The organism is Cryobacterium sp. TMT1-2-2, assembly GCF_004403505.1.
GTDB classification, from domain to species: domain Bacteria; phylum Actinomycetota; class Actinomycetes; order Actinomycetales; family Microbacteriaceae; genus Cryobacterium; species Cryobacterium flavum.
Genome location: NZ_SOGS01000003.1, coordinates 174,288 through 188,167 on the forward strand (window position 1 = coordinate 174,288; position 13,880 = coordinate 188,167).

A 13,880-nucleotide genomic window follows, 5' to 3' on the forward strand; every position below is an offset into this window, starting at 1 on the left:
ATGTCCAACATCTTCGATCGGATCGACGCCCGACTCGCGACGACGCTCACCCCGAGCCGCCGCCTGATGCTGCAGCGGCCGCGCACCCTCGTGCTCGGTTTTCTCGGTCTCCACACGGTCTTCCTGTTCGCCCTGCTGCCGACCATCCTCACCGGCAGGGTTCTGGGAGACCTGCCGCTGTACCGTACCTGGGCTGAACTCGGCCTGGAGCACGGCGTGTGGCAGGGTATCGACACCGAGTGGGTGTACCCGATCGGCGCCATGCTGCCGATCGCCTTCGCGGGCATCGCCGGCCCCCTGCTCTACCAACTGCTCTGGTTTCTGATGACGGTCGCGTTGAACGCCATCGCGGTCGGGGCGCTCACCGACTGGGGACGCCGCCGTAGCGGCTTCAAATCGGCCTGGTACTGGCTGTTCGCGTCGTTTCTGCTGAGTCCGGTGGGATTGCTGCGGCTGGAAGGAATCACGGCGCCACTGGTCATCGTCTCTCTCCTGCTGCTCGCGAAACGGCCGGTTGTCGCCGCAGCCGTGCTGACCCTCGCCACCTGGATCAAGGTCTGGCCGGCCGCCGTCGTGCTCGCGGTGGTCACCGTCTCGCCCCGCCGTCGCACGGTGGTCCTCACCGGCGCGGCCGTGTCGGCGGGGGTGGCGACATCCGTTTGGCTTCTGGGTGGCTGGCAATTTCTCACCGGATTCGTCACCGAACAGTCCGACCGTGCCCTGCAACTGGAAGCGCCCATCACGACTCCGTGGGTGTGGCTGGCCACACTTGGCCACCACGGCACGGTCATCTACGAGAATTTCGCCATCGCCACCCGCGAGGTGAGTGGTCCAGGCACCACCCTCGTCGCCTCACTGATGACGCCGGTCATGTTCGGTACCATCGCGGCGATATTCGTACTGATGATCATTGCTCAGCACCGCCGAGCGGATGCCGCCCAGCTGTTGCTGGTCGGCGCCCTCGCCCTGGTCAGCGCCTTCATCGTCTTCAACAAAGTGGGGTCACCGCAGTACATGCTGTGGCTGGTGCCGGTGGTTGCGGTCGGTGTGGGCACAAGCTGGGCCGAGTGGCGCGTGCCCGCCGTGCTGATGCTGGCTATCTCGGGACTGACAACACTGATCTTCCCGATCTTTTACCTGCCGCTCATCGACGGCGACCTGTTCTCACTGCTGCTGCTCACCGCTCGCAACGCTCTACTGGTCGTACTGTTCGGCTGGTCGGTCAAGCATCTGGCGCGACTGGCCTGGGCTGCGCCGGGTCGAGAGATCTTGGCCCGTCGCACACTCCCAGTCGGCCAAGGCAGAATAGACGGGTGACCACGACGACGACCTTCGCCCTCATCCGCCACGGCCAGACCGATTGGAACGCCGCCGCGCGAATCCAGGGCGCCACCGACATTCCGCTCAACGACGTGGGGCGCGGCCAGGCAGCGGATGCCGTCGCCCCCCTGAAACGCTATGACTGGGACTTCATCGTCTCGTCGCCGTTGTCACGTGCGGCCGAAACCGCCGACCTCATCGGCGAACAACTCGGACTCGACGAGGCCCGGCGCATTCCGGGTCTGATCGAGCGCGACTACGGGCCAGCCGAGGGGCTCAGCGCCGGCTCTGAACTCGACGCACTGCGTTTCCCCGGCGGATTCCGCGGCGCCGAGACCGAGGAAGCTGTCGCTGCTCGGGGTATCGACGCCCTGCGCGAGCTGGCCCGCGAGCACCCTGGAGCCCGCATCATCGTCGTCGCGCACGGCACGCTCATTCGTTTAAGCCTCGCGCAGGCTCTCGATGCGCGCATCGAGAGCATCAGCAACGCCTCGCTCAACCTCGTGCACCATCACCACGCGCACGGCGACGACACTATCGTCTGGCAGCTCGACGTGTTGAACGGTGAGCCGCTCGTGCACGCCTGACCTGGTCAATCCCCTAGCGGCCGGTCGACACCGTTACGGTGAACTTGGTGTTGCGGCCAACCTGGCGGGTCGAACCGACGATGCGGGTGAGCATCGGGCGGTAACCGAGGTGCGTGTTCCACACTGTCCACAGCTCGCCGCCGGGCGCGAGCACCCGGGCCGCGTCGTTGAAGAGCTTCTCGGCGAGGCCGGCGTGCACCGACGCTCCGATGTGGAACGGCGGGTTGAGCAGAATCAGGTCGGCGGAGTCATCCGCTTGGCCGGACAGGCCGTCGGCGCGCACCACGGTGACCCGATCGGCGAGCGCGTTGGCATCGACGGTTGCGCGAGCGGATGCGACGGCCACGGCCGACTGATCCGTCGCCAGCACTCGCAACAGCGGTCGCTGCGCGGCCAGTGCCGCGGCGAGCACACCGGTACCGCAGCCGAGGTCGATGGCACGTTCGGCGTCGGGCTTCATGCGGTCGAGCACCTCGAGCAGCGCCCGGGTGCCGATGTCGATGCTGGTTCCGGCAAAAACGCCGCCGTGGCCTCGTACGGTCAGGTCGAAGTCGTCGTGCTTCTCACTGTGCGGCCAGTCGGTCGTTGACGTGGTCAGGGGCGACGAGGCAATCAGCACGCGGGACTTCTGGCGGGCCGGGCGCACGTTGAGGGCGCCGAAGTGGCGGCGCAGCACCTCGTTCATGCTCACGGTCATGTGCTTGATGCGGCCGCCGGCGAAGACGATCACATCGGGCGCGGCGTACTTCGCGATGGCGCCGGCGATCTCGTCCAGCGCATCGAGGCTTTTTGGCAGCTGCAGCAGCACGACGTGGGCGTCCTTCAGCAGTTCTTCGCCGAGGGGAAGGGAGCGGTAGGCATCCGTCAGGTTGACGCCGGAGGCGTTGCTGTCGAGCGCGTATTCGCCCGAGAGCGCGTCCTGGTAGACGCGAATGCCGCGCGCGTTGTGCAGCGCTGCGGCACCGAGGGTGAGGGCGCCGTAGCGGTCCTCGAGCACGACGACTCCGCCGGAACGGTAGGCGGCGAGCGCGCCGGCAGCTTCATCGAGAATGAGCCGGTCGCTGGCATCGACGGCGAAGAGGTTCTCGGCCTCGATGTCGGGCCTGCGGCGCAGTCGGTCGAAATCGAATTCGTTCACGTTGCCTACTGTGCCTTTCAACGGCGTAAACGTGTTGGCGTTCCGCGGCGCGGACTGGTCGTGCGTGCCCGATTCGGACATGGTTCCCCCTGAAAGTGGTGCTGGTGCAACCAGTTCGTGCTGTGAAACAAAAACGTGGAGCTGACTATGGTCTGGGCTGCCGCCAGATGACAATCTGGTTGCTGCGCCTGGTGCGAGTGCCCGCCTTCATTGAAATGACGTCGCCGGCCGAGCCAGCCGCAAAAACGCGGCGGCCCGGACGGTTCAGTAGTTCATCGGCGAGCGTCGATTCCAACTCGCGCACACGGTTTTCGAGACCGCGCACGTGATCCTCGAGTTCGAGGATACGACGGATGCCTTCTAAACTCACACCCTCCGAGCCCAGTTCCGCAATTTCACGGAGCTTTGCCACGTCGAGCATCGAGTACCGGCGACTCTTGCCGGGGGTGCGTTCCGGGCTGACGAGGCCCAGGCGATCGTATTGGCGCAGGGTTTGCGGGTGCATTCCCGCAAGCTCAGCGGCCGTGGAAATCACGAAAACCCGGGTGGTCTCGTCCATGATCAGCCCTTCGCCCGCGCGATCAATTCATCGCGCGGGTTTTCCTTGGGCAGCGCTTCGGCGAACGCGGCAAGTTTCTCTTCCGCATCCTTCGAGAGGTGCGAGGGAACCGCGACCTGCACAACAGCAAGCAAGTCGCCCGTGCCCTTGGCCGTGGTGACGCCGCGGCCCTTGACCCGCAGCACGCGGCCACCGGGAGTGCCAGGGGCAACGCGCAGCTTGACCGGGCTGCCACCGAGCGTTGGCACCTCGATCGTCGCGCCGAGGCTGGCCTCGACGAAAGTCACCGGCACGGTCACGCGCAAGTTGAGGCCATCACGTTCGAACACCGGATGCTTGCGCACGGTGATTGTGAGCACGATATCGCCGGTCTCGCCGCCATCGGGGCTGGGCTGGCCCTTGCCGCGCAGGCGAATCTTCTGCCCGTCGGCGACACCGGCCGGAACCTTGACCTTGATCGGTCGACCATCCTGCGTTTGCAGGCTGATCTGGTCGCCCTGCGTCGCCGTGATGAAGTCGATGGTCGTCGAAGCGATCACGTCTCGGCCGCGGGTGGGCGCGCCCGACCCGCGGTAGCCGCCGGTGGGGTTGCCGAAGCCGCCACCACCGCCACCACCGCGCCCGAACATACCTCCGAGGATATCGTCGAAGCCGCCCTGCTCGAAGGTGTAGCTCTGCTGACGGCTTCCGCCGCCGAACATGCCGCCGAAGGCGTCCTCGAACCCGCCGCTCTGGGCCCGGCCGCCGGGCGCGGCGAACCGCGCCCCGCTGCCCATGGCCCGAACGGCGTCATATTCCTTGCGCTGGGCTGGGTCATTCAATACCGAGTGCGCCTCGCTGAGCTCCTTGAACTTCGCCTCAGCGGTGGGGTTCCCCGGGTTGGAATCCGGGTGGTACTTGCGAGCCAGCTTGCGGTACGCCTTCTTCAACTCGGCCGGCGTGACATCTTTCGATACCCCGAGAACCTTGTAGAAGTCTTTGTCGAACCAGTCCTGGCTAGCCATCGCTCGGTACCTGAACGACGACCTTGGCCGCGCGCAGCAGCGTGGAGCCGAGGTAGTACCCCGTCTCCGCGACGTCGCCCACGGTTTCGGTGTCGACGGCGGCGCTGGGCTGCTGGAAGATCGCCTCGTGCATGGTCGGGTCGAACGGTTCGCCGACCGTACCAAACGAGGTCAGTCCGAGACGCTCAACGCTCGCCCGCAGCTTGGCCGCGATCGTGGCGAAGGCGGAGTCGGGCACGAGATCGCCGTGCTTTTCAGCACGGTAGATGTCGTCGAGTACTGGAATCAGCACCTTGACGATATCCCCGGTCACGCGCTCTTTCTCGATGGCACGGTTGGCTTCGGTGCGCCGACGGTAGTTGGCGTACTCGGCCGTGACTCGCTTGAGGTCGGCGAGGTGTTCGCTCGTCGGCTCAGCAACTTCGCGCTCCGCCGCGTCCAGAATGTCCTGAACGGTCAGTTCGTCTTCTTCGATGCCATCGGCCGAAGCCGCCGCATCGCCGTCAGCAGCGGATGCCGATTCTTCCGGCAGTCCCGCACCCGCCGCGGCGGTGCCGTCATCGGGCACCCCCGCAGCGTCGTTGTCTGGATGTTTCTTGTCAGCCATAGTTGCGGCCTACTTCTTCTTCTCGTCTTCGTCGTCGTCCACAACCTCGGCGTCGACAACGTCTTCGTCTTTGTTCTCGTCGGCGCCGGTCTCGTCGGTGCCGGCTTCGTCAGAGCCGGCTGCGGCATCCGCTTGGCTGGACTTGTAGATGGCCTCGCCGAGCTTGCCCTGGCTTTCGTTGAGCTTGTCGAACGCGGTCTTCACCGCGTCCTCGTCGTCGCCGGCGAGAGCAGACTTGAGGGCGTCGACGTCAGCCTGCACCTCATTCTTCACGTCTTCGGGCAGCTTGTCGACGTTGTCCTTGATCAGCTTCTCGATCGAGTAGGCGAGCTGCTCGGCCGTGTTGCGGGTCTCGGCGACTTCGCGCAGGCGCTTGTCTTCTGCGGCGTGCTCTTCACCCTCGCGCACCATGCGCTCGATATCTTCCTTCGCGAGCGAGGAACCGCCCGTGATGGTCATCGACTGCTCGGTACCGGTGCCCTTGTCCTTGGCGGACACGTGCACGATGCCGTTGGCGTCAATGTCGAAGGTGACCTCGACCTGCGGAATACCGCGCGGCGCCGGAGCGATGCCGGTGAGCTCGAAGGTTCCGAGGTTCTTGTTGTCGCGGGTGAACTCGCGCTCGCCCTGGAACACCTGAATCGCAACGGACGGCTGGTTGTCGTCGGCCGTGGTGAAGGTTTCGCTGCGCTTGGTCGGGATGGCCGTGTTGCGCTCGATCAGGCGCGTCATGATGCCGCCCTTGGTCTCGATGCCGAGGCTCAGCGGGGTGACGTCGATGAGCAGAACGTCCTTACGCTCGCCCTTCAGCACGCCGGCCTGGAGCGCGGCGCCGACAGCGACGACCTCGTCCGGGTTGACGCCCTTGTTCGGGTCCTTGCCGCCGGTCTCGCTCTTGACGAGCTCATACACGGCGGGCATGCGGGTAGAACCACCGACGAGAACGACGTGGGCGATGTCGCCGACCTTGACGCCGGCCTCACGGATGACGTCCTGGAAGGGCTTCTTGGTGCGGTCGAGCAGGTCTTCGGTCATCTTCTCGAACTGGGCGCGGGTGAGCGTCTCGTCGAGGTTGGCCGGACCATTTTCGGTCAGCGACAGGTAGGGCAGCTGGATGCTCGTCGACATGCTCGAAGAGAGTTCCTTCTTGGCCTGCTCGGCAGCTTCCTTGAGGCGCTGCTTGGCGATCTTGTCCTTCGACACGTCAACGCCGGTGGTCTCCTTGAAACGCTTGATCAGGTGATCAACGATGCGCTGGTCCCAGTCGTCACCGCCCAGGCGGTTGTCACCAGCGGTCGAGCGCACCTGAATCGTCGAGAAGTCGTCGTCCTTGCCCACCTCGAGCAGCGACACGTCGAACGTTCCGCCTCCGAGGTCGAAGACCAGGATGAGCTCGTCTTCCTTGCCCTTGTCGAGGCCGTAAGCCAGCGCGGCGGCGGTGGGCTCGTTGATGATGCGCAGCACGTTGAGTCCGGCGATCTCGCCGGCCTCCTTGGTGGCCTGACGCTCGGCGTCGTTGAAGTACGCGGGCACGGTCACGACGGCGTCGGTGACCTTCTCGCCCAGGTACTGCTCGGCGTCACGCTTGAGCTTGGCGAGAATACGCGCCGAAATCTCCTGCGGGGTGTACTTCTTGTCGTCGATGCCGACGGTCCAGCCGGTTCCCATGTGGCGCTTGACGCTGGAGATGGTGCGGTCGACGTTGGTGACGTTCTGGCGCTTGGCGGTTTCTCCGACGAGAACCTCGCCGTCCTTGGTGAACGCGACCACCGAGGGGGTGGTGCGCAAGCCTTCAGCGTTGGCGATGACGGTGGGTTCTCCACCTTCGAGCACGGCCACCACAGAGTTGGTGGTTCCGAGGTCAATACCTACTGCACGAGCCATGTGGGTTGTTCTCCTTCAATCATGTGCGAAACGAACTACAAAGTAATCTCAAGACTTGAGCCTCGATGACTCAAGTCTCCCAGACCGGCTTGGCCACTGTCAATTCTGGCGGCTGAAAGTTGAGTGTGAGTGACTCAACTTTAGAAGAGCGGATGCTGCCGCCTCAGCAGCGAGACTGCCAAACCCACCTGTTTACCCCGGGGCAGTAGATTGTGCACATGACCGAGACTGTCGCCGTAGACGCTGGTGCCGCTCCAACGCGCGGGCGGGTGGTGGCCTGGGCGTTCTGGGACTGGGGCTCGGCAGCGTTCAACGCCGTCGTCACGACCTTCGTCTTTACGGTCTACATAACAGGCTCATCCTTCGGCGACGAAGACGTCATCTCGGCCCAGCTCGGTTGGGCGCTGGCGATTGCCGGCCTCGTGATCGCCGCGCTGGCCCCAATCACAGGGCAACGCTCCGATACCTCCGGCCGCCGCAAGTTCTGGCTCGGCGTCAACACCTTCATCGTCGTTGCAATGACCGCAGCCATGTTCTTCGTGCAGGCGAGCCCGAGCTACCTCCTATTGGGCCTGTTCCTGGTCGCCGCCGGCAACGTCTTCTTCGAATTCGCCGCGGTCAACTACAACGCCATGCTGGCCCAGGTATCAACGCCGCGCACGATCGGCAAGGTGAGCGGGTTCGGCTGGGGCATGGGCTACCTCGGCGGCATCGTGCTGCTGCTCATCGTTTACTTCGGCTTTATTCAGCCCGAGGTCGGCCTGTTCGGAGTGACGGGCGACAACGGCTTGGCTGTGCGTGTGTCCATGTTGCTCGCGGCCGCCTGGTTCGGCCTGTCCGCACTCCCCGTGCTGTTGCGGGTGCCGGAGTATCGGGCGCCTCAGGCTGCACGCCGCGAAAGAGTCAGCTTCTTTCGAAGTTATATTGTGCTCGGCCACGACATTGCCCGGTTGTGGAAGACCAGCCGCCAGACGGTGTACTTCCTCATCGCGAGCGCGGTGTTCCGCGACGGCCTGGCCGGCGTCTTCACCTTTGGAGGAGTACTCGCGGCATCCGTTTTCGGATTCTCCCCCGGCGAGGTCATCATCTTCGCCATCGCGGCGAACGTGGTGGCCGGTATTGCCACCATGAGCGTCGGCGCGCTCGACGACCGCCTCGGTGCGAAGCCCGTGATCGTGACCGCTCTGGTCGGGCTGCTGGTGAGCGGGCTCCTGGTGTTCTTTCTGCACGACGGTGGGCAGATCGTGTTCTGGACCGCAGGGCTGGCACTGTGCTTGTTCGTCGGTCCGGCCCAGTCGGCCAGCCGCACCTTTCTCGCCCGTCTCATCCCGGTGGGCCGCGAGGGCGAGGTCTTCGGGCTCTATGCCACGACTGGTCGGGCCGTGAGCTTTCTCGCCCCGGCTGCCTTCGCGCTGGCGGTGACCATCTTCGGCGAGACCTACTGGGGCATTCTCGGCATCATGCTCGTGCTGCTGCTCGGACTGCTGCTGCTCATTCCCGTCTCGGCCAAACAGCAGCAGATTCGGTAGCTGGGCGCCAACAGGCGTTTGCCTGAGCATCCGCTGAAATGAGGCTGTTCCCTCGCTTGGAGGCCAGAAGCCGGTCAGACTGAAGCGCATGACACTTACCCAGCTCCAGAAGGCCGAACTCTTGCTCTCGCTGCACGTGCCCGGCGAGCCACTCATCGTGACCAACGTGTGGGATGCCATCACCGCCAAGATCGTGGCCGACGCCCCCGGCGTCAAGGCCCTCGCCACCGCGAGCCACTCCATCTCGAATGTGCGCGGCCTGCCAGACGGCGAAGGCCTCTCGCTCGATGAAGCCATCATTGCCGCCACGATCATCGCCAGCGCGGTGGATCTGCCGGTCTCGGCCGACTTCGAAAAGGGGTATGCACCGGATGCCGCGGGCGTGACCCGCAACGTGCGTCGCCTCATCGAGGAATCCGGCATCGTCGGCATCAATATCGAGGACTCGGTCGGCGCCCCGAAAGCGCCCCAGTTCGACATCGAGACCGCCGCCGCCCGCGTGGCCGCAACTCGCGCCGGCGCCGACCAGAGCGGCATTCCGCTCGTCATCAACGCCCGCGTCGACACTCTGGCCGGCGGCGGCGACTGGGACGAAGCCGTCGCCCGTGCCAACGCCTACCTCGGCGCCGGCGCTGACGTCATCTTCTTCCTCGGCCTGACCGACGAGGATAAGGTGGCCCGCGCGATCGAGCAGGTCAACGGCAAGATCTCGGTGATCGGCGCCCCCGGACTCGTGCCGCTGAAGCGCCTCGCCGAGCTCGGCATCAGCCGAGTCAGCTTCGGCCCCGGCACTCTAGGACTAACCCTCGCGGCCCTGCAGGCCGCGGCCGCGAACCTCACCGCACTGGGCGAGTACCCCGCCGACCTCGGGTTCAAGTTCGCCCTGTAAGCCGCCCGCGCATCGAGGCCATCAGCATCCGCTTCTCAGCGGACGCGGGTGGCCTCGTTGTGCTCGATCAGTTGCCAGGTCGCGCCCTCGTCGGCGGAGACCCAGCCCTCCCACTTGTAGCTGTTCGGGGTGATGGCGGTGAAATTCCAGCGGATCGGGCGGCCGTCGGTTCGGGTGCCCTCCTGCCGCACGCCGTGGCGGTACGGGGTGGCTATGAGCTGGCAGTACTCGCCGAGAGCCGGCGCGAAATAGCTCACGCGCCAGGCGCCGGCCAGGGAATCGTAGACGCGCACGGTGGTGGCGACGGTTTCAAACCCAGACGGATGCGTCGTGCTCGCGACCACCTCGATGTCCTGCACGGCGCGGCCGTCGAGAATGAACTCGACCATCCAGACAAAGTCGCGTTCAATCCACTCGCCGGTGGCCTCGTCGAGGCGGGTGCCCTTGGCTGCCCAGGAGCCGACCATCTGGCCGAAGCGATGCATGCGCCCGGGGTATTCCGGGGTTGGGCCGGCAGCGATGAGCGCCTCGTCGAATCGGGTGGGCATGGAGGTCATACCCAGATTTTACCCGAACCGAGGTTACGTTCGACGTATTACGTTTGCGGAGCTCGCGGGCATCCGCTTACCCCCAAATGGGCGCGTCAGCGGGAGATGGCGGTGCGGTGAAAGTTTTGGAACGATCTCGACGCCGTCGGGCCACGCTGGCCCTGGTAGCGGGAGCCGTATTCGCTCGAGCCGTACGGCTTCTCGGCTGGGGAGCTGAGCTGAAAGAAGCACAGCTGGCCGATCTTCATTCCGGGCCAGAGCTTGATCGGCAGGGTCGCGACATTGCTGAGCTCGAGCGTGACGTGGCCAGAGAAGCCGGGGTCGATGAACCCGGCCGTGGAGTGCGTCAGGAGGCCGAGGCGGCCGAGTGAGCTCTTACCCTCGAGCCGAGCAGCAACGTTGTCGGGCAAAGTGACCTGCTCGTAAGTGGCGCCGAGCACGAATTCGCCCGGGTGCAGAATGAACGGCTCGTCGGGCTTGGTTTCGATGAGGTGGGTCAGCTCTGGCTGGTCTTCGGCCGGATCGATGTAGGCGTACTTGTGGTTGTCGAACAGCCGAAACAGGCGGTCGAGGCGCACATCGATGCTTGAGGGTTGGATCATCGCCGGGTCGAGCGGCTCCAAACCGATTCGTCCAGCATTGAGTTCGGCCTTGATATCGCGATCGGAGAGCAGCACGGTGCCAGCCTAGCGGCGCGGGGTTGATATGCTGGCACGGTTCCGATTGTTGTTCATCCACGGTCGGGCGCGCGGATGTAGTTCAATGGTAGAACTTCAGCTTCCCAAGCTGATAGCGCGGGTTCGATTCCCGTCATCCGCTCCCTGCAAGCCCGGTCGCGTTCTCACTGGACAACTTCGCGCGGTGTTGCCGGTCTCCGACCCCACAAAGTTGTCTAGTCAGCTCATTTCTCCCGTCTCCGGCACCGGCAAAGCGCCCATGGCCTCAATCCCCGCGCCGATTTGGGCGCCGTCGGTCGCGTCGATCAGGGGCGCCTGCCAGCCGCCGAAAGCGAAGCCACCGGCGGTGTCTTCGTCGGGGCCACCGGGAGCCTCGCGACTCCGTCGAGCGTGGTGAACAGGTCAATGTGGATGCGGCCGGCCATGACGGTCTCCTTGCAACGGAACGTGCCGACATGCTGGCCGTCCACGATCGCGCTGTCAAGGAGCCAGAGCGAGCCGGGTCACCGTGCTCGCCCGAAATCCACAAGCGGGGCAGGGGCGTTCGAGCACCCAGGTCCAGTCAGACGTGTCAGGAACAATAGGCATGGCGTCATGCTAGCGACCAAGCGGCGTGGGGCTCCGGGCGAACTGTCATGGTGCGCCCGATACCGTGGAGACAGGATAGGGAGACAGATGACGGTACTCATTGCTGGATGCGGCGACCTCGGCACCGAGGTGGGCCTGCGGTTCGCCCAACTGGGGCACCGGGTGGTGGGACTGCGGCGCAACGCAAGCGTACTGCCCGCCGAAATTGACGGGCAATCTGTTGACCTCAGCATCACAAAACCCGTTATTCCGGCAGACACCGAGTTCGTCGTCATCGCCATCTCCGCTGGCAGCCCCACCGTCACGGCTTACCGTGCCGCCTACCTCGACGGCCTGCGTAACCTGCTGGATGCGATCGATGACGCGCAGGTCACGCCGCGACGCGTGCTGCTGGTGTCATCGACCGCCGTCTTTGACGTCAACGACGGCAGCCGGGTCGACGAGCAGACCCCCGCCAACCCGAAACCCGGCACCGATTCCATCGTGCTTGACGCCGAGCGGATGCTCCACCAGCGCCTGCCCGCCGCCACGGTACTGCGCCTGGCCGGTATCTACGGCCCCGGCCGGGAACGGCTGATCAAGCAGGTACAAAACGGTGCCGGGCTTTCCGCCCAGTCGCGCCACACCAACCGCATACACCGGGACGATGCGGCCGCCGCGATCGTTCATCTGCTTCTTCGCACTGAGCTCCCGGCTCCGCTCTACCTCGGCGTCGACAACGCGCCGGTGCCGGCCAACGAGGTGCTGACCTTTCTAGCGGCCGAGCTCGGCCTGCCCGCGCCAACCGTCGATGAGTCAAACGAGCCGACCTCGAACCGCGAAAGCCAGCGCGGCGGCGACAAGCGACTCAGCAACCAACTCTTACGTCAAACCGGGTTTACATTCAGCTATCCATCGTACCGAGAGGGCTACCGAGCGCTTCTCTCCGGGCGAGGCACGCGGCACCGCTAGGCCCGCTCCTGCCGAAATACCTACGTTGTTGGTCCGGCCGGGCCGTCCTCGGAGCCCGATGCGATGATGACTGCCATCGAAGTCAACAGCAACCCGAGCCGAGTCTGGTCTTCCGGCGTCACGTTGCGGGCGGCGTGAGCGAACAGCACTTGAAATTCGTTTTGAAATTTCGCCGCAGTTGCTTGCGCCGCCGGGGTCAGCTCCAGTAGGAGGCTGCGTCGGTCGTGGGGGTGCGGCACGCGGGTGAGCATATCTAGGGCCACGAGATGACTGGAGATCGCAGTTACGGCGCCCGTTGTCATCTCCAGGGACTCAGCGAGCATCTTGGGGGTGATTCTTCCAGCCTCGGCTACCCGGGACAGGGCACGCAATTCACTGCTGGACACGCCGATCTCGGCCGCGACCTGACTGCGGTTGTGGTCCATAGCGCGAAGGAAAGCGAGAGCCGGTACCGACAGGCCCTCCTGGGTGCGTGCCAAGTTGATTGCTTCATCCATGCGTTCCTGACCTCTGGTCGTTACTAATTCCCCGCACTGCAGGTCCGTGTCGTTGCCCGTATCAGGGCTTTCCGTTCCGCCAGTGTATCGGAGCGATCAATTCCTAAAGCTTCTCACCATTTAAATAGTTAAATGTTTGAGTTACTTGCCGTATATTTGACAATTCGGTGAGTCCATTAACCCCGCCTGGCGTCGCAGACCTGTGCGCCCATGAGCTCACCACAATGAAATGGACCAGGAAATGCAGAGCTACCGGTTGACGATCAATGATGACTGGTTTTACCTGTCGAACGAGTACAACATCGCAGATTTGAAGGCAACCCTGGCCTCCGCCGTGCATAGCGGCGGTGGCTTCGTGGACATCGTCAGCTCCGTGCAAGCGCAGGTGTCCCTGCTGATCACTGCTTGTTCGGTGGTGAAACTTGAGACCATTGCCGCAGAAGACCTGCCCGACGCCGACTTAGGGTCATCGATCGTCGGACCGACTTATATCGATGAAGACTATTGGCTCGACTGAGCGTTTCACGACGGCACACACAGAATTCGCTGACCTGCAGCCACTGTTCGGGATTAACGTCAAATCGGCGATTTTGCGCCATTGACGAGAAGCAGGCACCTGAGTACATTCACGCGAACGGCGCACCTGCATTGCGCCCGCACACTCACTGACAGCACGACTGACTGAAAGGTAGTCTCATGAGTTTCCTTGGATTCCTCCTGCTCGGCCTCATCGCCGGCGCCATCGCGAAGGCAATCCTGCCCGGTCGCCAGGGCGGAGGCTGGTTCATCACCCTGTTACTCGGCGTGGTCGGCGCATTCCTGGGCGGCTGGCTCGGCGGACTCCTGTTCAACGTGAACCTGGGCGATTTCTTCTCCCTGACCACGTGGATTCTCGCCATCGTAGGATCGCTCATTGTTCTTCTCATCTACGGCGCGATCACGAGCCGGCGCAAAGCCTGACCCAGTCCGCCGCCGAAAGGCGGCGCTCAACCCAGTGCGGCGCCCAGTTTTTGGGTGCCGCACTGTTTTGTGCCGACCTTGTTACATGAGTCCACACCCATTTGGGGATATCGGGGCCACAATTAGTACCAATCCGAAGCGG

16 protein-coding genes, 1 tRNA gene and 1 pseudogene are annotated in these 13,880 nt (G+C 64.3%); 8 read left to right on the forward strand and 10 right to left on the reverse strand.

Translation table 11 applies throughout. The features are described 5' to 3' along the window. Both E3T35_RS03025 and E3T35_RS03030 read left to right on the forward strand, forming a co-directional pair. A complete protein-coding gene (locus tag E3T35_RS03025) occupies nucleotides 1-1,317 on the forward strand; it encodes a glycosyltransferase 87 family protein (protein WP_134377857.1) in 1,317 nt (438 codons plus the stop codon). Beyond that, nucleotides 1,314-1,907, forward strand: coding sequence for a histidine phosphatase family protein (locus tag E3T35_RS03030; RefSeq protein ID WP_134344703.1), 594 nt, complete (start codon nucleotides 1,314-1,316; stop codon nucleotides 1,905-1,907). The genes E3T35_RS03025 and E3T35_RS03030 overlap by 4 nt, the downstream gene beginning before the upstream one ends. Before the next feature lie 13 nt (nucleotides 1,908-1,920). Here E3T35_RS03030 and E3T35_RS03035 read toward each other — a convergent pair whose 3' ends face one another. The 5 genes from E3T35_RS03035 to dnaK all read right to left on the reverse strand — a co-directional run bounded on the left by E3T35_RS03035 (nucleotide 1,921) and on the right by dnaK (nucleotide 7,099). Next, a complete protein-coding gene (locus E3T35_RS03035) occupies nucleotides 1,921-3,045 on the reverse strand; it encodes a class I SAM-dependent methyltransferase (RefSeq protein ID WP_241987675.1) in 1,125 nt (374 codons plus the stop codon). Between the two features lie 145 nt (nucleotides 3,046-3,190). Continuing rightward, entirely contained in the window at nucleotides 3,191-3,604 is a 414-nt protein-coding gene (locus E3T35_RS03040; protein ID WP_092338270.1) for a heat shock protein transcriptional repressor HspR, read from the reverse strand. Between the two features lie 2 nt (nucleotides 3,605-3,606). After that, complete coding sequence (locus E3T35_RS03045) at nucleotides 3,607-4,608, reverse strand: DnaJ C-terminal domain-containing protein (protein ID WP_092338272.1); 1,002 nt, start codon at nucleotides 4,606-4,608, stop codon at nucleotides 3,607-3,609. Then, the gene (locus E3T35_RS03050) at nucleotides 4,601-5,215 is read right to left on the reverse strand and encodes a nucleotide exchange factor GrpE (protein WP_104090021.1); all 615 of its coding nucleotides are present in this window, start codon (nucleotides 5,213-5,215) and stop codon (nucleotides 4,601-4,603) included. The genes E3T35_RS03045 and E3T35_RS03050 overlap by 8 nt, the downstream gene beginning before the upstream one ends. A 9-nt stretch (nucleotides 5,216-5,224) precedes the next feature. Then, entirely contained in the window at nucleotides 5,225-7,099 is a 1,875-nt protein-coding gene (dnaK, locus tag E3T35_RS03055) for a molecular chaperone DnaK (RefSeq protein ID WP_092338276.1), read from the reverse strand. Between the two features lie 218 nt (nucleotides 7,100-7,317). Here dnaK and E3T35_RS03060 point away from each other — a divergent pair, with 218 nt between their 5' ends. Together E3T35_RS03060 and E3T35_RS03065 are read left to right on the forward strand one after the other, a co-directional pair. Next, nucleotides 7,318-8,628 carry an MFS transporter gene (locus E3T35_RS03060; RefSeq protein ID WP_134377859.1) on the forward strand — a complete coding sequence of 437 codons (1,311 nt, stop codon included), beginning with the start codon at nucleotides 7,318-7,320 and terminating at the stop codon, nucleotides 8,626-8,628. A gap of 88 nt (nucleotides 8,629-8,716) precedes the next feature. Next, entirely contained in the window at nucleotides 8,717-9,517 is an 801-nt protein-coding gene (locus E3T35_RS03065) for an isocitrate lyase/phosphoenolpyruvate mutase family protein (RefSeq protein WP_134344706.1), read from the forward strand. Between the two features lie 35 nt (nucleotides 9,518-9,552). Here E3T35_RS03065 and E3T35_RS03070 read toward each other — a convergent pair whose 3' ends face one another. Both E3T35_RS03070 and dcd read right to left on the reverse strand, forming a co-directional pair. Further along, nucleotides 9,553-10,074 (reverse strand): hypothetical protein, encoded by a 522-nt coding sequence (locus E3T35_RS03070; protein WP_134344707.1) that lies wholly within the window; start codon nucleotides 10,072-10,074, stop codon nucleotides 9,553-9,555. An 86-nt stretch (nucleotides 10,075-10,160) separates the two neighbouring features. Beyond that, entirely contained in the window at nucleotides 10,161-10,742 is a 582-nt protein-coding gene (dcd, locus tag E3T35_RS03075) for a dCTP deaminase (protein ID WP_104090018.1), read from the reverse strand. A gap of 71 nt (nucleotides 10,743-10,813) precedes the next feature. Between dcd and E3T35_RS03080 the strand changes: the two genes are divergently transcribed. Then, nucleotides 10,814-10,884, forward strand: a tRNA-Gly gene (locus E3T35_RS03080). Nucleotides 10,885-11,047: 163 nt separating this feature from the next. Here E3T35_RS03080 and E3T35_RS03085 read toward each other — a convergent pair. Beyond that, entirely contained in the window at nucleotides 11,048-11,212 is a 165-nt protein-coding gene (locus tag E3T35_RS03085) for a hypothetical protein (RefSeq protein ID WP_370449121.1), read from the reverse strand. Between the two features lie 31 nt (nucleotides 11,213-11,243). Then, nucleotides 11,244-11,330, reverse strand: a pseudogene (locus tag E3T35_RS19670) (DinB family protein); the annotation flags it as partial. 87 nt (nucleotides 11,331-11,417) lie between these two features. On the opposite strand from E3T35_RS19670, the gene E3T35_RS03095 reads away from it, so the two are divergent. Beyond that, the gene (locus tag E3T35_RS03095) at nucleotides 11,418-12,281 is read left to right on the forward strand and encodes an SDR family NAD(P)-dependent oxidoreductase (protein WP_134377860.1); all 864 of its coding nucleotides are present in this window, start codon (nucleotides 11,418-11,420) and stop codon (nucleotides 12,279-12,281) included. Between the two features lie 20 nt (nucleotides 12,282-12,301). Here the strand turns inward: E3T35_RS03095 and E3T35_RS03100 are convergent, their stop codons facing one another. Further along, nucleotides 12,302-12,778 (reverse strand): MarR family winged helix-turn-helix transcriptional regulator, encoded by a 477-nt coding sequence (locus E3T35_RS03100; RefSeq protein ID WP_134344709.1) that lies wholly within the window; start codon nucleotides 12,776-12,778, stop codon nucleotides 12,302-12,304. Nucleotides 12,779-13,007: 229 nt separating this feature from the next. On the opposite strand from E3T35_RS03100, the gene E3T35_RS03105 reads away from it, so the two are divergent. Together E3T35_RS03105 and E3T35_RS03110 are read left to right on the forward strand one after the other, a co-directional pair. Further along, on the forward strand, nucleotides 13,008-13,295 hold the full coding sequence (locus E3T35_RS03105; protein WP_134344710.1) for a hypothetical protein: 288 nt from the start codon (nucleotides 13,008-13,010) through the stop codon (nucleotides 13,293-13,295). A 179-nt stretch (nucleotides 13,296-13,474) separates the two neighbouring features. After that, complete coding sequence (locus E3T35_RS03110) at nucleotides 13,475-13,738, forward strand: GlsB/YeaQ/YmgE family stress response membrane protein (protein WP_092338292.1); 264 nt, start codon at nucleotides 13,475-13,477, stop codon at nucleotides 13,736-13,738. Nucleotides 13,739-13,880 lie beyond the last annotated feature (142 nt).